Below are 19,276 nucleotides of genomic sequence, written 5' to 3'. Positions count from 1 at the left end.
ACAATCTTAATCCCTTCTAGAAAAAAGAATGATTATATAATAGAATGAAACTAAACCATGCTATTTATATTTAAATAGATACAATAATGACGATGGAGGGGTTATTTTGTTTAAAATAAGACTATTTGGTTATGTTTTAATGCTTCTAGTTATTACTTCAGTTGTGTTTACAGGGTGCGCTAGTACGAAAGAGCCGGCGGCGACTGCTCCAGCAGCGACGGCGCAAACGACGCAAGCTGCATCATCGCCAGCACTGGCCGCAACAGCTTCAACACCGGCGGAGAAAGTGGAATTGACCATTTCTGCTGCTGCCAGTTTAACGGATGCGCTGAAAGAAATTCAAACCAGCTATGAAGCTAAAAATAAACAAATTAAGCTGAACTATAACTTTGGCGCTTCTGGCGCGCTTGGGCAGCAAATTGAGCAAGGGGCTCCAGCCGACGTGTTTTTATCGGCAGCGACCAAAAATATGAAAGCACTCGTTGACAAACAGTTGATTGACGCCGCACAGCAAAAGAACCTGCTGATCAACGAATTGGTGCTCGTTGTGCCGGCAGATGGCAAAGTAGCGGTTCAGAAAGTGGAAGATCTGACATCTGAAGGAGTTAAACACGTTGCGATTGGCGAGCCGCAAACCGTTCCGGCAGGAAGTTATGCCAAAGAAGCGCTGACACAAACAAAGCTTTGGGATGGGCTGCAAGCCAAAATCGTACAGGGGAAAGACGTTCGCCAGGTACTGACTTATGTAGAATCAGGAAATGCTGAAGCTGGTTTCGTCTATAAAACCGATGCGCTGACTTCGCAAAAAGTGAAAGTTGCTCTAAGCGTAGACTCCAAAACTTACACGCCGATCGAATACCCGGCCGGTATTGTCAAAGCAACCAAACATAGCAAAGAGGCTGCGGATTTCTATGCGTACCTTCAAACGAAAGAAGCGCAGGATGTCTTTGTGAAATACGGTTTCACGATTCCCGAATGATGGAACAAATCGCTTGGCGTGACTTCTTTGATCCCATCCTGCTTTCGCTGAAAGTAGCGGCGGTATCCAGTGTATTCGTTCTTATCCTTGGCGGCTTGGCAGCCTGGGGAATGTCGCGGCGAAGCTTCCGCGGGAAGTCCTTCATCGAAACGGCGATTCTGCTGCCTCTGGTGCTGCCGCCGACCGTTGTTGGCTTCATCTTGCTGGTGGTTCTCGGCAAAAAGAGCTGGATCGGTGCAGGGATGGAGATGTTATTTAATCAGTCCATTATTTTTACATGGGGTGCTGCCGTGATCGCTTCGATTGTGGTCGCTTTTCCCCTTGTGTATCAAACGATGAAAACAGGCTTTGCCTCCGTTAGCAGAGACGTAGAGGATGCAGGAAGATCATCGGGAGCCAAGGAGTGGCAGGTGCTGCGTTACATCACGCTGCCACTTGCGTGGCGCTCGATAACGGCCGCTTACATCCTAGGTTTTGCCCGGGGGTTGGGTGAATTCGGCGCAACGCTCATGATTGCGGGCAACATCCCGCACAAGACGCAGACATTGCCTACGGCGATTTATATCGCAGTGGAGTCGGGGAACCAGACCCTCGCGTGGTGCTGGGCAGGGGCGATTATTGTGATCTCCTTTGGGTTGGTTTTGTTCGTTAATCGCAAAAGTGTTAATTAAAGAAACTAAAGCGTGTTATTTCTTTGTTGGTGGCATGGAGCCAAGTGCTCGCAGCGGGCCATGGTACATGATATTACACATATATTTGGCTAGCACAGCCGGGCTTTGTTGCCGGCCGTTTCGTCCTCGATCAACCTGCTACACTGCCTGATGGCAGCGCGTTAGCGGTTGGAGAGATGGTGAAAGAGAAGCTGAAGGGCATCGCAGAACTTCCGGTCAAATGGGTGGAGGTCAGCTCGGAAGCGGACCTTGTGACCCAGCTTGACGAGCAGAAGGTGTACGGCGCATTGGTGCTCCTCGCAGGCTGTCTCGGCCTGCAGCTGGCTTGATCTTGGCCGCGCTAGCCGTGTTTAAGCCTCGCAAGGCGGCGCGTTCTTCGGTTGCGGCTTAAGCAACCCATGACAATTCCACCCACCAGCCACGGCTGATGGGTTTTTCTTTTCCAGGGATGGCAATAATAAGATTACCGATGAAACAAGTGGAGGAATGTATGGAACTAATACCTGTAATCCCTTTCGAGTCGATTAGCACAGAGGCACTGCCGGAGTCTGGCGATTGGGTGGCGAGCCTTTTATCCAGAGTATTATAAAAAAACGATAAATGCTTTTACTTTGTTACTATATAAAAAATCTAAACGTCGAGCCCTCTCTTAAAGAGGGATCGACGTTTAGATTTTTTTATACTCGAAACCATGTAAAATCTTGATAAACTTAAAATTGATCATAGATTTTATTATGAATGATTTTCACGTATATTTTCATGTTTATATCCAAGGAAGTTTGCATTCAACAGCGGGAACATCTATGAATGCTTGAATGGACGGCTGACGAAGTGAACGCCTTTCTTTCCAACGCCACTCCGAGTATTGTACCTTTACGGTGTGATGTGGCTTAACCCAAAAAGCATCGTTATTACGGTCGGGCTTATTTGTGAATGGTTTTTCATTGATAACGTCGGGTCTAAGTACATCAGTTAAGTTTCTCCAATCAGCTTTTGTTAGCTTCCCTGTTCCAGCATGGCCAATATACCATAACTTGCCGTCGGCATCGTACTGTCCTAATAACAATGCATTAACAACTCCACCCCTTAACGTAAACCCACCGATTACTGCAATAATATCACCGTAATTTTTAACTTTTCTCCAACGTTCATCCTTCCCGTTTAAGGTGTATGTACTATTTAGTTGTTTGCAGATAATCCCTTCCATTCCTTGTTGTTGTATGACTTTAAAAAGGGCATTTCCGTCGGTATGAGCACTGACAAGCTGTACATTTTCATTAGGAATCACGATATTACCGAGAATGTCTAATCGTTCCGATAGTGAACGATTAATCAACCAATCCCCGTTGTAGAATAGAATATCGAAAACCATATACGTAATAGGAACTTTTTCGCGCGTATCTTTAACTCGTTCAATTCGCTTTATCATGTCACGACGCATGACTTCATGAAAGGACGGCCTTCCGTCTTCTGCTAATGCTATAACTTCACCGTCAAATATTACGGAGTCAGCTTTGCAATATTGGGTTATATTTGTTAACTCTGGATAGTGGTATGTACGTTCGTGATGTTTTCGATTAAACAGTCGTGTTTTAGCATCACTGTGATATGTCACAATTCTCGTCCCATCCCATTTAATTTCATATCGCCAGTCACCAATTGGTATTGAATCACTCGTTACAGGTTCAAAAGGGGTAATAGGTTTCATTTTTATTTGTTCTCCTTCACTAACTACTTATCATTAGTTTGGGCATTTAAGTAAAGAAAAATGAGAATGCCTATTCCATTTATACCCCCAATTAATAAGATATATGATTTTACGGCTTCCCGACACTCCGTATTCAAAATTCGAATGCCCCTTAGTATCATCGACTTCACAAATATACGCATATTACCAACTAATATTTCGGCGGTAAAAGGCAATGCTAAGAAATAGAAGTACATTCTTGGTGAAGGAAGGCAAAGAAAATGCTGCGAATGCTTGGGAAAATGTTTTTGAAGTTACTACTAAATGGAGTTTTTATAATCCCTCTATTGATGTATTTAACGCAAGCCACATTTTTAGAGGCGTTCTTTGCCACTTATGCGTTTTCACTTATGTCATATGTTGCAATTGACCAATTGTTTTTAAGAGTTACCAACAATGGGGTCGCTACTTTAGCAGATGTAGGACTGGCCTTTATTTTCTTTTGGCTGGTAGAGAGATACTTCTTTGATTGGTCCATAAACTTTATGAATGTGGCGATAGTTGCTTTGGTTTTTGGCATCATTGAGTTCTTTATGCATAGCTATTTTCAGAAGGACAGGGGAAGACTTGATCGACATAGTTTTAGTGATAACTAATTTAACAAGGACCTATGAAATAAAAAACAGAAGGAAAACTCAGATCCTGAGTTTTTCTTCTGTTTTTAACAATTTTGTTTCAGACTTACTATCAAGCTTGCAATTCGGTATCCCCCTAAACAGCAAGCAAAGCATTCCCTGAACAATAAAGAGTTGTTCCCGCAACAATAGGTGCTATTATGATGCCCTTTCTCAGTCTAATAATGACTGAATTTGAGTTTGTAATTTCAGGGGGTTGACGTAAATAAAAATCTTTAATATAGTATCAATATACCCATACGGGTATACGTAAAATAAAAGGTGGTGTAAAAAGGAATTCTCGAAGCTAAAAAGGCAAAAGGAAGAGAAATTTTTTTTGCTATTTTATATACCCCCATAGGTATATAGCGAGCGTGGTCTAATGAACACGGAAAGGCTGTGCTTTATGGATTTAGCATGGATCATAACCATTTTTACTATTGGATTTTTGGGCTCGTTTATTTCAGGAATGGTGGGAATCGGCGGTTCTATTATTAACTATCCGATGTTGTTATTTATACCAGTGGCATTAGGATTTGCTGCTTTTACCCCACAGGAAGTATCTGCAATCAGTGCAATTCAGGTGTTCTTCGCGAGCTTAATGGGGATGCTTGTGTATCGAAAAGGGGGACTATTAAATAAACCCTTAGTGCTTTACATGGGGGTTTCAATTATCATTGGCAGCTTTATGGGGAGCTTTGTATCCAACACATTATCAAGTTCATTGATCAATCTAGTTTATGCTATTTTGGCATTGATTGCCGCCATTTTGATGTTTTTGCCTAAGAGAGGCAAAGATGTCGAAGAGGTAAGCAAAGTTACATTTAATAAATCTCTAGCGGCTATTTTAGCGTTAATCATCGGGACGTTATCAGGGGTCGTAGGCGCGGCGGGTGCATTTATAACGGTACCAGTAATGCTGGTCGTCCTTAAAATCCCGACTAGAGTTGCTATCGCATCATCCCTAGCCATAACTTTCATATCTTCCATTGGATCTACGACAGGAAAGCTGCTAGGTGGACATATGCTTTTGGTTCCATCCATTGTGCTTGTTATTGCAAGTACGATTGCATCACCTATTGGTGCAAAGCTGAGTAAAAAAATCAACACAAAGATGCTTCAGTGGATTCTGGCTGTATTGATAACGGCAACTGTCATAAAAATTTGGTTGTCAATATTTCTTTAAAATCATCTAACCTTTTATCTCTGGAGGGAACTATACATGAATGAAAAACAGATACAAGGAATGAATGTCGCTAAGTTAGCTAGAATGATTTTGAACCATATCCCGATTTTTATTTTAGATGTTCGGAGTCAAAGTGATTTCAACGACTGGAAAATTGAAGGCGAGAAAGTTAGTATTCTCAACGCGCCATATTTTGAACTTCTGGAAGGCGTAGACGAGATTCTCGATCAAATACCGGATGGCCAAGAAGTTGTAGTTGTTTGCGCGAAGGAGGGTTCATCGAAGTTTGTAGCTGAACAGTTGGTCGAAAACGGAAAACAATCTATTTCATATCTGATTGGCGGCATGAAGTCATGGAGTGAGCATCTTGAGCCGGTGAAAATAGCCGATTTGAATGATGGAGGTGCACTGTATCAATTTGTACGGTTAGGCAAAGGATGTCTGTCTTATATGGTGATTTCTGACGGGGAAGCCGCCGTTATTGATGCGGTACGGATGACCGAGGTATTCGAGGATTTTGCCAAAGAAAATCAGGCCGTCATTAAACATACCCTGGATACTCACCTTCATGCCGATCATATTTCAGGTGGCCGGCAATTAGCTGAGAAAACTGGAGGAACTTACTGGCTTCCGCCTAAGGATGCGACAGAAGTTGTGTTTCATTATGAAAAACTTGAAGAACACAGCCAGCTTGTCATTGGGGGAACAGAAATTAACATCCAGCCTATTTATTCCCCCGGCCATACGATTGGAAGCACATCTCTTCTTATTGATAATCAATATTTGCTATCCGGAGACATTTTATTCGTGAAATCAATTGGCCGCCCTGACTTGGCCGGGAAAGCAGAGGATTGGGTGGCTGACCTCAGAACGACATTGTATGAGCGGTATAAGCATCTATCTGACGATCTAATCGTGCTTCCTGCCCACTTTGGTACAATTGCTGAATTAGGTGATAGAGGGCAAGTTGCCGCACGTTTAGGTGATTTGTATAAAGAAAATCCTGGTCTGAACATACACGACGAATCCGCATTTAGACGCACCGTTTCGGAAAATCTGCCGCCGCAACCGAATGCCTATCAAGAAATACGCCAAACGAACATGGGGAGAATTCGTCCGACAATGGAAGAACAGCGAGAAATGGAGATTGGACCAAACCGTTGTGCCGTTCATGATGACACTACAAAATAAATATTTGGAGGAAACCAAGTGTCTAATAAAACCTATAAAGAACTGCTGCCACATGAAGTTTTAGAGCGAATCAAACATAAAGAGAATGTAACCATCCTTGATGTTCGGGAGCACGACGAATGGGAATCCGGACATATATACGGCGCCAAACATATTCCTCTCGGCCAAATCGCTCGAGCGCTTAATGAAATAGAGCCAAAACAAGAAACAATCATTGTTTGCCGAAGCGGTAATCGAAGCGGAATAGCTTGTGATTATTTATCTTCTATGGGCTATCACGTTGTAAATATGTCTGGTGGCATGTCCCAATGGTCTGGCGAAGTGGTTTACGGAAAATAACCAAATTCAAATAAGAATAATGGAGGTCTATAACCTATGACAGCATTGCATGCAGATCGTACGCTGGAGTGTGAAGGACTTGCTTGTCCACTACCAGTGGTTCGTACCAAAAAGGCAATAGATGAGATGAATTATGGCGAAGTATTGGAAGTGCGTGCGACGGATAAAGGCTCGGTGGCTGACCTAAAGGGCTGGGCAAGCCGAACGGGACACCAATACGTTGGGTTAAAAGAGGATAACGGCATTTATCGTCATTTCATCCGCAAAGCTGAAGCATCCGGAACCAAAGCGGACATGAAATTTCCTCATACCGCAACCAATGATGAGTTACTGGCTAGAATAAATGCTGGAGAAAAACTCAATATCCTTGATGTCAGGGAGCCGGCAGAATATGCTTTCGGACGTATTCCAGGGGCTATATCACTTCCTTTAGGAGAACTGGAAGAAAAGATGACGCAGCTTGACCCAAACAAGGACTATTACGTTGTATGCCGTACAGGAAACCGCAGTGATTTGGCATGCCAAATGCTAACAGAACGAGGGTTTAAGAGTGTTAAGAATATATCGCCCGGTATGTCGCAATGGGGACATTTTGTAGAAAATGACTAATTTTATTTGAATTCTGAGGAGGAGTTTAGAATGGTAGATTTGGTTGTTGACGCGAAGGGGTTGGCATGTCCACTGCCGATTGTTAGAGCCAAAAAAGGGATTGATTCTTTGGAGCCAGGACAGATCATGGAATTGCAAACGACGGACAAAGGGTCGATGAAAGATTTCCATGCTTGGGTCAATCAGACGAAACACGAACTCATTGATGTAAAAGAAGAAAAAGGGACTTTCACATTTATAGTGAAAAAGGGATCATAACCTAAGTACAATTGGAGGATGTGGGAACCATGGGAGACAATAAAGAGAAAACAACAATTGTTCTTTTTAGCGGAGAGCTAGATAAAGCGATTGCCGCATTTATTATCGCAAATGGCGCTGCCGCCTATGATCATGAAGTCACGATTTTCATGACCTTTTGGGGACTGAACGTACTTCGTAAAGATCAAAAAGTCTCGGTGAAAAAGGGATTCCTGGAGAGGATATTTGGAAAAATGATGCCACGCGGAGCTGAAAAACTTGGAATTTCCAAAATGAATTTCGGTGGCATGGGACCAAAAATGATTAAACATGTAATGAAAAAGCATAATGCTTTATCCCTGCCACAATTAATTGAATTAGCTCAAGAACAAGGTGTTAAATTGGTTGCTTGTACGATGACAATGGACTTGCTCGGTTTACAGCAAGAAGAGCTGTTGGAAGGCATTGAATATGCGGGTGTCGCCGCATATTTGGGAGATGCTGCTGATGCTAAAGTAAATCTGTTTATTTAACTTTTCAATTCTCTGGTCTCCTTATTGTTTTTGGTGGTTACATCAGCAATAATATACCTATATAGGTATAAAGAAAGGAGGCAGAATATGAAATACGATGATGATGTAAAAAAGAGATTAAAACGTGTGGAAGGTCAAATCCGAGGAGTCTTAAAAATGATGGAGGAAGAACAGGATTGCAAGGATGTTGTAAGCCAAATTTCTGCTGTCAGAAGTGCCGCGGATAAAGCGATTGCCTATATTGTTGCAGTCAATTTGGAACAGTGTATCCTAGAGGAAATAGAAGCTGGAAGAGATTCGGGCAAGATGGTCAAACAGGCCGTTGAATTGTTAGTTAAAAGCCGGTAATAGAATCAGGAAAGAGGATAGTCTATGGATTATACATCCATTTTAAATCTCGTGGCCATCGTGTTTTTAGTCTGGTTTATTTATTCCAGGTTTGCAAGCTTAAAAGGCCTAAACAATCTAACCCCAGCTCAGTTTCAGGAAGTATTGAATGGAAAGTGTGATTTCGTTCTGATTGATGTACGTGAACCCGGCGAAGTAAAGCAAGGCTACATTCCTGGTGCGATCAATATTCCATTATCCAAGTTGAAACAAAGAGTTGGCGAAATTCCAAAAAATAAGCATGTATATCTATATTGTCGGAGTGGCATGAGGAGCAAACAAGCAGCAAGAATTCTAAAAAAGAATGATTTTAATGAACTATCTCATTTGCAGGGCGGAATTCTGTCATGGAAGGGGAAGGTAATTAAATAAAGAATAAATAAATAAACATTAGCCATTTTCGGGTTAATGTTTATTTATTTGAAATAAGTTTGGACTCATGCCCATTTTACGCTAATTATTAGGCATTAGCATAAAATAGGTGATAAAAATAGCTTCCTGACTACCGCAATTAACGGAAATGGTTACAACCTTATTAGCGGTTCTTGGATTTTTCAGGAAATCAGCAAGGGTATTTGCTTGATAATTACTCTGCCGCTGAAGACAGAGGGTACTTACCGCCTGGAATCCTACAGCCGTTTCAAGAACAGTCACTTATGCTGTTATTGCCAAAGTAAAACCGTAATGAAAAAACCTGTTCGGTTACCAATTACCGGACAGGTTTTTTCGTGGACTCTAAGTGACAGGTTCCTTCGCTTTTTTGGCGCGAGGTTTCGCTTTTGGTTTCTTTTCCTCCGTAACGGTCGCATCAGGCTCCAACGTCACTTTGCCGTCATCGGTGGACTTGGTGGCGTCGAGACTCGCTTGCAGAGCAGCCATAAGGTCGATAACGCTCGTTTTTTGCAGGGCAGGCGCGGCTTGCACTTCTTCTCCCGCAATTTTGTGCTCGATCGCTTCCAGCAATCGTCCCCGATATTCATCTTTATATTTTTCCGGTTCAAAAGGAGAAGACAACTGGCTGATCAGCATTTTGGCCATGTCTAACTCGCGCTCGTTCACGGTTACCTTCTCCGGCAAGTTAGGAACTTGCGAGATGGGACGAATTTCGTCGGGGTAGAAAATGGTTTCGAGCGCCAAGCAATTCTCAATGACGCGAATCGCGGCCAGGGAGCTCTTGGAGCGGATCGAAACTTTGGCGATACCGATTTTGCCGGTTTGGCGCATCGAATCGAGCAGTAAATTATAAGCGCCGGCACCCGTATCCCCAGGTCCTAAATAGTACGTTTTTTGAAAATAAACAGGATCGATATCCGTCAAGTTGACGAAGTCCAAAATTTTGATCTCCTTATTCGCTTCTCCTGAGATCGTTTCCAACTCTTCCTTTTCAAAAAGGACGAATCGCCCCGGTTCATATTCATAACCTTTCGTAATTTCATCCCACTCTACTTCCTTGTCGCAAGTCTGGCATTTGCGTACATAGGCTAGCGGGGTTATGCAGGTTTTATGTATATATCGCATGGAGATGTCTTTATCTTCTGTAGCGGAAAACATTTTCACAGGCACATGTACAAGTCCGAAAGAGATAGCGCCTTTCCAAACCGTATGCATCGCTTGATTCCTCCCCAAATGAGCTTCATTGTACTAGTATTCTCTTGATTTCTTTCCTTTATACGGATGTAATTTGAGAGAATGGTTTGCTCCTGGAGTGGGTACGTTAATGATGCAAGTTTAATGCCAACTAGCTTGTCATAGGCAAAGCTAATGCTAAGGAGGGATTCACGGATGGCACAAGATTCAAATGCAACCCAAGATACAAGTAATCAGGGTCAAGAAGATCATTTTATGGATATTGACCGAATGATTAACGAGGGCTTGGGAGGCGGCAACGTCACCATGCATAACGGATTAATCGAGTCCACGTCAACGGATACGATGGATCATCCAGAATCCGTATTGGATGAGCCATGAACCTTCATCGCGCCCAGGAAATTTTAGCCGCTGATGAAAAGATTACGGTTGAACTTAACGGCGTTCCCGTCTGGATCGACAGCGTTGACTCCAGCAAAGCGCTCGCTAAGGTTCATGCCGAAGAAAACCCGGCCGATTCCCGATTAGTGACCGTTCAAGAGCTTGAAGAGGTTCACTGACGGAAATGGCAAGCCGACCCCGATGCGGGGCCGGCTTTTTTTTCATTTCAGGTTGCTGTTGCCTACTGGCGAAGTCTATAATAGGAGCAGCAAGCGCAATCGGAAGAAAGGGATGAGATCACTGGCTCAATCCACATTTACGTACTACTCCCACCATGAGGATGACACGGATCTACTTGGGAAATTGCTGGCAGCCTGTTTAATCCCTGGCTCCGTCCTAACGCTAGACGGTGACTTGGGTGCAGGCAAAACGAGATTTTCGCAAGGGTTTGCAAGGGCGATAGGCATTCAAGAACATGTTAATTCCCCAACCTTTACAATTATTAAAGAATATGAGGGAACTAAGCTTCCTTTCTACCATATGGATATGTACCGCATTTCCCAAGAGGAGGCGGACGAGCTGGGGTTGGAGGACTACTTCTATGGAACCGGCGTGACCCTGATTGAATGGTCAAGCCTGATTGAAGATCTTCTGCCGCCGGAGCGACTTGCCATTACGATATCCCTTCAGGGGGATCAAACCAGAGTGTTTCACCTGACTCCGCACGGAGATCCGTATGTGAGTTGGTGTGTGCAGATGAAGGAGAACGGATATTTACAATGACAGACCGGACCAATTATTCAGGACGATGCCTAGCCATCGATACCTCATCTTCAGCCATGACCGTTGCGATTCTAGAGAACGGAAAGATGCTGGGCGAGGTAAGTTCACATGCTGAACGGAATCACTCTATCGGATTGCTTCCCCACATCCAAGATTTGCTGGCTCTACTACAGCTGAAACCGAAAGATCTGCAATTTGTTGCAGTTGGACAAGGCCCCGGTTCGTACACAGGGGTGCGTATTGCTGTTTCCGTTGCCAAGACATTTGCCTGGTCGCTGGGACTTGACCTTATCGGCGTATCCAGTTTGGAAGCGATGGCGCTTGGCGGAGCGATGAAGCAGGAAGACAAGAGCAATAAGGGGCCCACGTGGGTCGTGCCGTTATTGGATGGAAGGCGCAAGCAGGCGTTCACAGCTGTTTACGCGTATTCGGGTGTTTCGCCAATGTCGGTGTCGGATCAAGTGGCGCTAGCTGCGGATTGGCATGAAGTGCTGCCGGATGGCATTCGAGTCATTGGACCTTGGCTTGCGCAGCTGCTCGAGCAGGCGGCAAGTGCAGAGCCTGAACAAATGCCGCATAAGATCCTTTTTGTAGGCGAAACGGAGGGCTTCAGCGAAGAACTTGCACAATTTGCGCAAGATTGGCAAGGGAGCTTCGAGCAGCTTCCCTACGGGATCGAAGCCCAGTATATTGGCGCGCTGGCGTACCCTCGATTAGCGAAGGGTGAGAAGGCGGATGTGCACACGTTTGTGCCAAATTACACAAGATTGCCGGAAGCAGAGGCTAATTTATTGGCCGGCATCCAGGTGAAGAAGGGAGGGAATTGATGGTGGAACAACATCAACCGCAGACAACGGAAGAAACGTTGGTTTTTCGCTCCATGAAAATGGAAGATATTCCCTTTATTTGTGAAATTGAGCAAGAGGCCTTTACGACACCATGGACAAAAGGCGCTTTTGAAAATGAATTAACGAACAATCAGTTCGCTCATTATATGATCATGGATATCGGCGGCGAGGTGGCAGGATATGGCGGCATGTGGCTCATTATGGAAGAGGCGCATGTAACGAATATTGCTGTGCGAGACTCTTACAGAGGCCGTAAGCTCGGCGAGCGTCTTATGCGTGAGTTGATGAAAACGGCCGCTTTTCTCGGGGCGATTCGCATGACGCTTGAGGTGCGGGCATCGAACTACGTGGCGCAAAATTTGTATGAAAAAGTCGGCTTCCGCTCCGTTGGTGTACGCAGAGGTTACTATACCGATAATCGTGAAGATGCGGTCATTATGTGGGCGGATTTGCCTAAGAGAAGAAAGGATAGTCTCGGGGATTGAGGCTTTCGGCAGGTGAAGAAGGTGAGTAAATTGGATCAACAACAAAGAGAAGTTACGGAAGCAAATGCAGATAAATCTAGTAAACCCGTCTATATTTTGGCTATCGAAACAAGCTGTGATGAAACCTCAGTCGCGATTGTCGAAAATGGTAAAATCATACGCTCGAATGTGATTTCGAGCCAGATTGAGACGCATCAGCGTTTTGGTGGCGTTGTGCCTGAGGTGGCTTCCCGGAAGCACGTGGAGTCGATCACGTGGATGCTGGAGGAAGCCGTCGAAAAAGCGGGCGTATCGCTTCAAGAGCTATCAGCGATTGCCGTCACAGAGGGCCCCGGTTTGATCGGGGCCTTGCTAGTTGGCGTCGTTGCGGGCAAAGCGCTGGCCTGCGCACTGGATCTGCCGCTCATCGGTGTCCACCATATTGCGGGACACATTTATGCGAATCAGCTCGTGCATGAGCTGGAATATCCGCTGATTTCCCTCGTCGTGTCCGGCGGGCATACCGAGCTCGTGCTGCTCGAGGCGCCGGGCAAATTCCGCATCATCGGGCGAACACGCGATGACGCGGCTGGCGAAGCCTACGACAAAATCGCCAGAGCTATGGGCCTGCCCTACCCTGGCGGCCCCCATGTGGATCGGCTTGCCCAGGAAGCCGAATCCGAGATCAAGCTGCCGCGCTCGTGGCTTGAGGCAGACTCTTACGACTTCAGCTTCAGCGGTTTGAAATCCGCTGTGCTGAACGTCGTCAACCAAAGCAAAATGCGCGGCGAAGCCGTACAAACCGCACAAATCGCCAAAGGCTTCCAAGCCTCCGTCATCGACGTGCTTGTCGAAAAAGCGGCGCGCGCCGTCCGCGAATACGGCGCCAAACAACTCCTGCTCGCGGGCGGAGTTGCCGCGAACAAAGGGCTGCGCAGCGCGCTGGCTGAGCGCTGCGGCGAATTGGACGTGCCGCTGCTGGTGCCTCCGCACGCCCTATGTACGGACAACGCTGCGATGATAGGCGCAGCCGCTTTCCTGAAGTGGGACAAGCAGGAGTTCGACTCCATGGAGCTCAAAGCGGAGCCGCAGCTTAAGCTTGAAGAATGGTAGTCTGAAAAAAATAAATGTTCAGATAACGGTATTGACTTTGCCAAATGTGCATATTATAATCACAATCAATACTTTAAAACGCATCGAACGGGATTAGTACGGAACCTCAGTTTCGCTCAGAGAGCTGTGCGCTTGGTGAAAGCACAGACGAAACGTGACCAGAACTCGCCCGGGAGCGGTAAGGCTGATATGGATGCCAAGGATCCAGCACCCAAGTAGGTCTTGACGGTTGACCCCCGTGATCGGGTACATGAGTGGTTTCGAGTGTAACAGCTCGGATCAATTAGAGTGGTACCGCGGAAGGTTCAGACCTGTCGTCTCTTATTATAGAGATGGCAGGTCTTTTTGGTTTTCGAATATAGAACAAACGCAATGAACAAGAGTAGTAAGGGCTCACTTCTACGGTACAGAAAGCTGCGGGTTGATGCGACGCAGACCGTGAACGCCCCGAACTCGCTTGGAAGCGGTCATCCTGATCGGCAGTTTCAATTGCTGTTAGGGATGAACGGATGACCTCCGTGATCAGGTGACATAGCAGCCGCTATGTCTGAGGTGGGCTTCGTGATGGGGAGCCAACAAGAGTGGTACCGCGCTGGGTGAAGACCCGTCGTCTCTTATGTGGAGATGACGGGTCTTTTTGTCGTCTCCGTCTCCGGGACGGGGAGTTTTGCCTCGATCGGCGGTGGGAAGGGAACTCCAGGGCGCTATTTCGGCGTAAATAGCCTCAAAAGCTTGGGAGAGGGAACTGTGGTCCGCTATTTCAGCATTTTTAGTGGAAATATAGCCCTCGGAGAGAGAATAGAGCCCTGTAGTTCCGCTTCGTGAGTGGAACCTCAGCTTTCCGGATGAATAGAGGAATGAGGTCCCATTAAGAACAAGTGAGGTGCGTTTATCGGGGAATAGCAGCAATAGCAGCAACACTCACAAACAACTAATCATCCAGCCAACAACCGGCAAGTATCAAGTCCAACCAACAACAACCACAGCCAACAAAGATTGGCTCCAATTCAAGGAGGAATTGAACCATGGAAAATAACACAAACCGCCGCATTCGCATTTTTGATACGACACTTAGAGACGGAGAGCAGGCGCCAGGGGCTTCACTGTATCCGGAAGAAAAAATCCGCATCGCAAGACAGCTGGCGAAAATGGGTGTCGATACAATCGAGCCTGGCTTCCCTATATCAAGCCCTGGCGACTTTCATGCGGTGCAGCAAATTTCGCGCGAACTGCAAGGCGTGGAAATTTGCGGATTCGCCCGCGCGATGAAGGCCGATATTGATTCCGCGATCAAAGCTACACAAGACGCAGCGTCGCGCCGTATCCACATGTTCTTGTCCTCCTCGGACATCCACCTGGATTTCCAGCTTCGCAAATCCCGCCAACAGGTCGTCGAGATGGCTCGATCCATGGTCGCGTATGCGAAGCAGTTCGTGAACAATATTGAATTCTCGCCGATGGATGCTACACGGACCGGGGATGAATTCCTGTTTGAAGTGCTGGAGGCAGTCATTGCAGAAGGCGCTACGATTCTGAACATTCCGGACACAGTCGGCTATGCGCTGCCGGAAGAATACGGGGCGATGTTCCGCAGAGTGCGCCAAAGTGTAAGAGGCGGCGATACGGTCGAGTACAGCGCGCATTGCCATAACGATCTGGGGCTTGCTGTAGCGAATAGCCTTGCGGCCATTGCAGCTGGGGTTACACATGTTGAGGTAACGGTGAACGGGGTTGGAGAGCGGGCAGGCAACTGTTCCCTTGAAGAACTCGTCATGGCGATAGAAACGCGCAAGCAAACGATGGGCGTGGAAACAGGGATTGTGTCCAGCGAGATTTTTAACACGTCCAAAATGGTCAGCCGTATCATGGGCTTCCCGATTGCTTACAACAAGCCGATTGTTGGAAGAAATGCCTTCCAGCACGAAGCGGGCATCCATCAGGACGGTTTGCTGAAAAACCGCAACACTTATGAAATTATGGATCCGGAAAAGCTGGGCATTCCACGCTCCATGATCATTCTTGGCAAGCATTCCGGAAGACATGCTCTGAAGCATCGCGTAGGCCAATTTGGCATTGAGCTTTCAGGAGAAGAACTGGATACACTGTACACCAAATTCAAAGAAAAAGCCGATGAACAGAAAATGGTGACCGACGATCAGCTTCTGGAGCTTGTTGGTTCAACGGTCGATGGGCAAATGGAGCCATTCACACTGACACATATGCAGGTTGTTTCCAGCAGTGATCGCAATCGTGTGGCTTCCGTTTCGGTTCGAAACAATCAGACGGGCGTTGAAAGTGTCTACTCTGGCACTGGCGAAGGTCCAATCGAAGCAATCGTACAAAGCCTGCGTCAAGCCATTCCGATGGATGTGGACTTCTCTGATCTGGAGCTGCATTCCTTGTCCACAGGTGAAAAAGCAACCGGCGAAGCGGAGGTCACGATCATGGTAGAGGGTCAAACCTATAAGAATACGGGTATCGACCAAGATGTGCTGGTTGCTGTTGCAAAAGCCTTTATCTCCGCGTGTAACCAAGCGATTCGCATGCAAGGTCATCCTGCGGCAGATACCACTGAAGTGACGACAGCTTCTTAATGGGGCTGTACTCACCTGAATTGTAAGAAAACTTAGTTATATACACGACTTGTGAACAAAGTTATGCACATGGCTTGTGGATAATGTGTATAACATCAAAATTCCCCCATAGATCAATGGTTATAAAGGCGGAATTTGTCGAATAACTTTTTCACAAGTTTTTGTGGATAATGTGGATAAGATTGTGGAAAACAGTAGAAAACCTTTAGGAGGGGCGGATTTCGCCCTTCTTTTTTTTGTGGATAACGCTGTGTATGCAGAAAATAGACGTTTTGAGCCTCATTTTAAATTTTCGGAACAATCAAGCAGTGGATACTTTCCCCTATGGATGAAAATGCTAAATGCAAAAACAGCAGGAGAATGTCCATGAAATTTAGAAAAATGGTCCGAGCTGTGGGTATCTTAGGTTTTGTTTTGCAGTTGTCCACAATTTTGGGGACCGCAGCGGCTCATGGGGATACAACCATCCACAATAGTGATAGAAATGAAAGAATCGAACGAACTGAAGGAGTTATTAAAGCCGAAAGAGCTGAACAAGTAACCGTGGTTTCGATACCGGGCCTTTCTTTTCAGGAGCTTCGACCCGACGAGCTATCGGAACTGCCTCATTTTAAGCAAATGACAGAATTAGGCGCAGTTGGCGCTATGAATATTCGTACGGCAAACCGTTCGATGCGGGATGTGTATGCCTCTTTGGGAGCAGGTGAACCCGCTGCAGGCCATGCGGAAGCGCTCGCCTTTGAAGCGAGAGAGTCCAGACATGGTGTTCGCGTAACAGACCTCATGAATCGGTATATAGGTCTATTGGAAGGAAATCAAAACAGTCTACAAAGGGAAGACGCCCTGATCGTTCCTGAGCTGCCCACACTCAAGCGGCTTAACAAGGAGCAAGCCTACGGCGTAGGCGCGTTGGGTGACTTGCTGAAAACGTATGGCGTTCATCGTTCTGTATTAGGGAGCAGCGATTTGGGAAGAGGAATGCACCTGGAACAAAAGCAATTACGTCGCTTTGCTCCGATTATGCTTATGGACTCTAATGGAATTGTGGATAAAGGAACACTTGGTGAGGAGGCGGCGATAGCTGCTGTGGATAGAGCAAGCGGTGTAAGTACCGATTATGCACATCTGATCTCGTTGTGGAAAAGCAGGCAGGAGCCAAGCATCACGGTAATTGAATTAGGTGATTTGTACAGATTGTATAATGAGAAAACGCATTACGATCAGGATCGGTTTAATGAGCTCAAAAAATGGGTGCTGCGTGACATGGATCAATGGTTGGGACAATTAATGGAGGCGATGCAGCCTGACAAAGACAGTCTATGGTTGTTCTCGCCCGAGGTTAATGCGGAAGCAGCGAAAAGCAAATTGTACTTATCCCCAATTCTTCATTACACAAAAAACGGTGGAGCAGGGATGCTTGTATCGGAATCTACCCGCAGGCAGGGGGTTGTGACTTCACAGGATTTCACAAGTACGCTGCTGAGCGAGTTCAAAATCCCGATTCCTATCGGGTTGATAGGGATCCCTATAGCTTCCACTGGGGTGAGCCACGCACTGGATCAGCTTGTGAAGGATCAAAGCAATATGCAGATGATTTATCGCAGCAGACCGTCGCTGCTGTACCCTTTTGCCACTTTTGAGATGATTGTCCTTCTGATTGCTTTGATCTATATTGTGTGGATAAAAAGAGGAGGAAGAAAAGAGGCAGTTCCTGTTCATGACGTTCTGCGGATCGTACTGCTGTCACTTTTGACTGCGCCTGCCGTTATGTTGTTGCTAGGATGGATCGCTGCGCCAGCAGTAACGCAATTTGGGATCGATGGAGCCATCGTGGCTCTCGTTTGCAGTTTCATCGTGGGGAGTTTGCTGCTGGCCATGATTTTGTCAGCATACAGCGAAATAACAACGATGATTTGGCTAGGTGTAGGAAACGCGGCACTCATCGTGCTGGACGCTTGTACAGGGGCGCACGCGATGAAATATTCCGTGCTCGGCTATGATCCGATGATCGGCGCACGCTACTACGGCATCGGCAACGAGTACATGGGCGTCCTGATCGGCGCCCTCGTACTCGGCGTAACGGCGGCTTTGCAGCGCCGTTATGCCGCTCGCGGCACGCGAGCTTCGCGCGCGGCGGCGCTCGCCGCCTGCGCTGCGTTCTTGCTCGTGACGGTGTGCCTGACGGCACCGTCACTTGGCGCGAACGCGGGCGGCGCCCTGAGCGCCGCGGTCGCCTTCGGCGTAGCCGGCGCGCAGTGCTTCGCCGGCGAACGCTGGCGCGAGCTGCGCCTAGGCAGGGCCTCGGCCCTGCTGGCGGCGCTGCTCGCGCTGGGGGTTGGGGCGCTGTGGCTGCTCAACAGCGCCGATTCTCCCGCGGCGTTCGCGCGGGAGAGCCATGTCGGGCGCGCCTTCCACGCGCTGCGCGCCGGGCAGTTCGATCAGATCGGGCATCTGATCGTGCGGAAGCTGCGGATGAACGTGCATTTGCTTCGTGCATCCGTTTGGAGCAAAGTGCTCATCACGAGCCTTTTCGTGATGGCTGTGCTAGTGCTACGCCCTCGCGGCCGCCTGCGCGTGTGGCAACACAAAAACCCGTACTGGATGTACGGGTTCTCTGCGAATATGATCGGAGCCATTGCAGCTCTGCTGCTGAATGACTCCGGTATTGTTGCCGCGGCGACGATGATTGTTTTCGTCGCCGTTCCCTTGCTGCTGCTGCGCCTGCGGGAGCTGGCGGCCCAGCCGGACGCTTAACGTGCAGCGCAGTTTGTGCAGCGGATGTTTTTGCAGCTTTTAAGGATGTTTAACATCGTTAAAAGCTACCCCCGGGGTTCATGACATTATAACGTTGTTAAACAACGTTATAAGGATGGAGGGTTTGAATTGTGGCGGTACGGCTGCGATTGGAGATGTTTAACAACGTTAACTCACCTTGGTCTTGTAGTTCAGCTATTTTAACGTTGTTAAGCAACGTTAAGTGCAATGAGGACAAGGTCGTTCTCCTGAGCAGTCC

At 46.9% G+C, this 19,276-nt stretch carries 22 protein-coding genes and 2 other annotated features; of the genes, 20 read left to right on the top strand and 2 right to left on the bottom strand.

Annotation, left to right across the window (positions count from 1 at the left end; translation table 11 throughout):
* Positions 1-106: 106 nt before the first annotated feature.
* From modA to PCH02S_RS35740, 3 genes are all read left to right on the top strand, one after another.
* A complete protein-coding gene (gene modA / locus PCH02S_RS12900) occupies positions 107-979 on the top strand; it encodes a molybdate ABC transporter substrate-binding protein (RefSeq protein WP_407670068.1) in 873 nt (290 codons plus the stop codon).
* Positions 979-1,650 (top strand): molybdate ABC transporter permease subunit, encoded by a 672-nt coding sequence (gene modB, locus PCH02S_RS12895; protein ID WP_127453800.1) that lies wholly within the window; start codon positions 979-981, stop codon positions 1,648-1,650. The genes modA and modB overlap by 1 nt, the downstream gene beginning before the upstream one ends.
* A gap of 176 nt (positions 1,651-1,826) precedes the next feature.
* Entirely contained in the window at positions 1,827-1,979 is a 153-nt protein-coding gene (locus tag PCH02S_RS35740; RefSeq protein ID WP_164819545.1) for a hypothetical protein, read from the top strand.
* Positions 1,980-2,413: 434 nt separating this feature from the next.
* Here PCH02S_RS35740 and PCH02S_RS12890 read toward each other — a convergent pair whose 3' ends face one another.
* Positions 2,414-3,358 (bottom strand): ATP-dependent DNA ligase, encoded by a 945-nt coding sequence (locus PCH02S_RS12890; RefSeq protein ID WP_127453556.1) that lies wholly within the window; start codon positions 3,356-3,358, stop codon positions 2,414-2,416.
* Positions 3,359-3,618: 260 nt separating this feature from the next.
* Here PCH02S_RS12890 and PCH02S_RS12885 point away from each other — a divergent pair, with 260 nt between their 5' ends.
* The 9 genes from PCH02S_RS12885 (at position 3,619) to PCH02S_RS12845 (ending at position 8,865) form a co-directional block, all read left to right on the top strand.
* A complete protein-coding gene (locus tag PCH02S_RS12885) occupies positions 3,619-3,993 on the top strand; it encodes a DUF2512 family protein (RefSeq protein ID WP_127453554.1) in 375 nt (124 codons plus the stop codon).
* 424 nt (positions 3,994-4,417) lie between these two features.
* Positions 4,418-5,197 carry a sulfite exporter TauE/SafE family protein gene (locus tag PCH02S_RS12880; protein WP_127453552.1) on the top strand — a complete coding sequence of 260 codons (780 nt, stop codon included), beginning with the start codon at positions 4,418-4,420 and terminating at the stop codon, positions 5,195-5,197.
* A 36-nt stretch (positions 5,198-5,233) separates the two neighbouring features.
* Complete coding sequence (locus tag PCH02S_RS12875) at positions 5,234-6,388, top strand: MBL fold metallo-hydrolase (RefSeq protein ID WP_127453550.1); 1,155 nt, start codon at positions 5,234-5,236, stop codon at positions 6,386-6,388.
* A gap of 18 nt (positions 6,389-6,406) precedes the next feature.
* Positions 6,407-6,727: a rhodanese-like domain-containing protein gene (locus tag PCH02S_RS12870; protein ID WP_127453548.1), complete on the top strand. Its 321-nt coding sequence runs from the start codon at positions 6,407-6,409 to the stop codon at positions 6,725-6,727.
* 36 nt (positions 6,728-6,763) lie between these two features.
* Complete coding sequence (locus PCH02S_RS12865; RefSeq protein ID WP_127453546.1) at positions 6,764-7,336, top strand: sulfurtransferase TusA family protein; 573 nt, start codon at positions 6,764-6,766, stop codon at positions 7,334-7,336.
* A 30-nt stretch (positions 7,337-7,366) separates the two neighbouring features.
* Complete coding sequence (locus tag PCH02S_RS12860; RefSeq protein ID WP_127453544.1) at positions 7,367-7,594, top strand: sulfurtransferase TusA family protein; 228 nt, start codon at positions 7,367-7,369, stop codon at positions 7,592-7,594.
* Positions 7,595-7,623: 29 nt separating this feature from the next.
* Positions 7,624-8,106 carry a DsrE/DsrF/DrsH-like family protein gene (locus PCH02S_RS12855; protein WP_127453542.1) on the top strand — a complete coding sequence of 161 codons (483 nt, stop codon included), beginning with the start codon at positions 7,624-7,626 and terminating at the stop codon, positions 8,104-8,106.
* A gap of 87 nt (positions 8,107-8,193) precedes the next feature.
* Positions 8,194-8,454 (top strand): metal-sensitive transcriptional regulator, encoded by a 261-nt coding sequence (locus tag PCH02S_RS12850; protein ID WP_127453540.1) that lies wholly within the window; start codon positions 8,194-8,196, stop codon positions 8,452-8,454.
* A gap of 24 nt (positions 8,455-8,478) precedes the next feature.
* Positions 8,479-8,865: a rhodanese-like domain-containing protein gene (locus PCH02S_RS12845; RefSeq protein WP_127453538.1), complete on the top strand. Its 387-nt coding sequence runs from the start codon at positions 8,479-8,481 to the stop codon at positions 8,863-8,865.
* Positions 8,866-9,228: 363 nt separating this feature from the next.
* On the opposite strand, the gene ku is transcribed toward PCH02S_RS12845, so the two are convergent.
* Positions 9,229-10,101, bottom strand: a complete 873-nt coding sequence (ku, locus tag PCH02S_RS12835; RefSeq protein WP_127453536.1) for a non-homologous end joining protein Ku — start codon at positions 10,099-10,101, stop codon at positions 9,229-9,231.
* 174 nt (positions 10,102-10,275) lie between these two features.
* Here ku and PCH02S_RS12830 point away from each other — a divergent pair, with 174 nt between their 5' ends.
* The 8 genes from PCH02S_RS12830 to PCH02S_RS12795 all read left to right on the top strand — a co-directional run bounded on the left by PCH02S_RS12830 (position 10,276) and on the right by PCH02S_RS12795 (position 19,017).
* Positions 10,276-10,461 carry a hypothetical protein gene (locus tag PCH02S_RS12830; protein WP_127453534.1) on the top strand — a complete coding sequence of 62 codons (186 nt, stop codon included), beginning with the start codon at positions 10,276-10,278 and terminating at the stop codon, positions 10,459-10,461.
* On the top strand, positions 10,458-10,640 hold the full coding sequence (locus tag PCH02S_RS12825) for an H-type small acid-soluble spore protein (RefSeq protein ID WP_127453533.1): 183 nt from the start codon (positions 10,458-10,460) through the stop codon (positions 10,638-10,640). The genes PCH02S_RS12830 and PCH02S_RS12825 overlap by 4 nt, the downstream gene beginning before the upstream one ends.
* A gap of 112 nt (positions 10,641-10,752) precedes the next feature.
* Positions 10,753-11,244: a tRNA (adenosine(37)-N6)-threonylcarbamoyltransferase complex ATPase subunit type 1 TsaE gene (gene tsaE, locus PCH02S_RS12820; protein WP_127453531.1), complete on the top strand. Its 492-nt coding sequence runs from the start codon at positions 10,753-10,755 to the stop codon at positions 11,242-11,244.
* Complete coding sequence (gene tsaB, locus PCH02S_RS12815; RefSeq protein WP_127453528.1) at positions 11,241-12,071, top strand: tRNA (adenosine(37)-N6)-threonylcarbamoyltransferase complex dimerization subunit type 1 TsaB; 831 nt, start codon at positions 11,241-11,243, stop codon at positions 12,069-12,071. The genes tsaE and tsaB overlap by 4 nt, the downstream gene beginning before the upstream one ends.
* Positions 12,071-12,577 (top strand): ribosomal protein S18-alanine N-acetyltransferase, encoded by a 507-nt coding sequence (gene rimI, locus PCH02S_RS12810; protein WP_127453526.1) that lies wholly within the window; start codon positions 12,071-12,073, stop codon positions 12,575-12,577. The genes tsaB and rimI overlap by 1 nt, the downstream gene beginning before the upstream one ends.
* A 30-nt stretch (positions 12,578-12,607) precedes the next feature.
* Positions 12,608-13,669 carry a tRNA (adenosine(37)-N6)-threonylcarbamoyltransferase complex transferase subunit TsaD gene (tsaD, locus tag PCH02S_RS12805; RefSeq protein WP_127453524.1) on the top strand — a complete coding sequence of 354 codons (1,062 nt, stop codon included), beginning with the start codon at positions 12,608-12,610 and terminating at the stop codon, positions 13,667-13,669.
* A 74-nt stretch (positions 13,670-13,743) separates the two neighbouring features.
* Positions 13,744-13,994, top strand: a binding site (T-box leader).
* Positions 13,995-14,032: 38 nt separating this feature from the next.
* Positions 14,033-14,287, top strand: a binding site (T-box leader).
* Between the two features lie 407 nt (positions 14,288-14,694).
* Positions 14,695-16,263 carry a 2-isopropylmalate synthase gene (locus PCH02S_RS12800; RefSeq protein WP_127453522.1) on the top strand — a complete coding sequence of 523 codons (1,569 nt, stop codon included), beginning with the start codon at positions 14,695-14,697 and terminating at the stop codon, positions 16,261-16,263.
* Between the two features lie 366 nt (positions 16,264-16,629).
* Complete coding sequence (locus tag PCH02S_RS12795) at positions 16,630-19,017, top strand: hypothetical protein (protein WP_127453520.1); 2,388 nt, start codon at positions 16,630-16,632, stop codon at positions 19,015-19,017.
* The last annotated feature ends 259 nt before the right edge of the window (positions 19,018-19,276 follow it).

Origin of the sequence: Paenibacillus chondroitinus NBRC 15376 (assembly GCF_004000765.1) — a bacterium.
GTDB classification, from domain to species: Bacteria; Bacillota; Bacilli; order Paenibacillales; family NBRC-103111; genus Paenibacillus_E; species Paenibacillus_E chondroitinus.
This window is presented reverse-complemented; position numbering and strand designations above follow the sequence as displayed.

What these genes read in the sequence shown, in the direction of transcription:
- modB (WP_127453800.1), top strand. Translation starts at nt 979, where the DNA reads ATGGAACAAATCGCTTGGCGTGACTTCTTTGATCCCATCCTGCTTTCG.
- PCH02S_RS35740 (WP_164819545.1), top strand. Translation starts at nt 1,827, where the DNA reads ATGGTGAAAGAGAAGCTGAAGGGCATCGCAGAACTTCCGGTCAAATGG.
- PCH02S_RS12890 (WP_127453556.1), bottom strand. Translation starts at nt 3,358, where the DNA reads ATGAAACCTATTACCCCTTTTGAACCTGTAACGAGTGATTCAATACCA.
- PCH02S_RS12885 (WP_127453554.1), top strand. Translation starts at nt 3,619, where the DNA reads ATGCTGCGAATGCTTGGGAAAATGTTTTTGAAGTTACTACTAAATGGA.
- PCH02S_RS12880 (WP_127453552.1), top strand. Translation starts at nt 4,418, where the DNA reads ATGGATTTAGCATGGATCATAACCATTTTTACTATTGGATTTTTGGGC.
- PCH02S_RS12875 (WP_127453550.1), top strand. Translation starts at nt 5,234, where the DNA reads ATGAATGAAAAACAGATACAAGGAATGAATGTCGCTAAGTTAGCTAGA.
- PCH02S_RS12865 (WP_127453546.1), top strand. Translation starts at nt 6,764, where the DNA reads ATGACAGCATTGCATGCAGATCGTACGCTGGAGTGTGAAGGACTTGCT.
- PCH02S_RS12860 (WP_127453544.1), top strand. Translation starts at nt 7,367, where the DNA reads ATGGTAGATTTGGTTGTTGACGCGAAGGGGTTGGCATGTCCACTGCCG.
- PCH02S_RS12855 (WP_127453542.1), top strand. Translation starts at nt 7,624, where the DNA reads ATGGGAGACAATAAAGAGAAAACAACAATTGTTCTTTTTAGCGGAGAG.
- PCH02S_RS12850 (WP_127453540.1), top strand. Translation starts at nt 8,194, where the DNA reads ATGAAATACGATGATGATGTAAAAAAGAGATTAAAACGTGTGGAAGGT.
- PCH02S_RS12845 (WP_127453538.1), top strand. Translation starts at nt 8,479, where the DNA reads ATGGATTATACATCCATTTTAAATCTCGTGGCCATCGTGTTTTTAGTC.
- ku (WP_127453536.1), bottom strand. Translation starts at nt 10,101, where the DNA reads ATGCATACGGTTTGGAAAGGCGCTATCTCTTTCGGACTTGTACATGTG.
- PCH02S_RS12830 (WP_127453534.1), top strand. Translation starts at nt 10,276, where the DNA reads ATGGCACAAGATTCAAATGCAACCCAAGATACAAGTAATCAGGGTCAA.
- PCH02S_RS12825 (WP_127453533.1), top strand. Translation starts at nt 10,458, where the DNA reads ATGAACCTTCATCGCGCCCAGGAAATTTTAGCCGCTGATGAAAAGATT.
- tsaE (WP_127453531.1), top strand. Translation starts at nt 10,753, where the DNA reads ATGAGATCACTGGCTCAATCCACATTTACGTACTACTCCCACCATGAG.
- tsaB (WP_127453528.1), top strand. Translation starts at nt 11,241, where the DNA reads ATGACAGACCGGACCAATTATTCAGGACGATGCCTAGCCATCGATACC.
- rimI (WP_127453526.1), top strand. Translation starts at nt 12,071, where the DNA reads ATGGTGGAACAACATCAACCGCAGACAACGGAAGAAACGTTGGTTTTT.
- PCH02S_RS12800 (WP_127453522.1), top strand. Translation starts at nt 14,695, where the DNA reads ATGGAAAATAACACAAACCGCCGCATTCGCATTTTTGATACGACACTT.
- PCH02S_RS12795 (WP_127453520.1), top strand. Translation starts at nt 16,630, where the DNA reads ATGAAATTTAGAAAAATGGTCCGAGCTGTGGGTATCTTAGGTTTTGTT.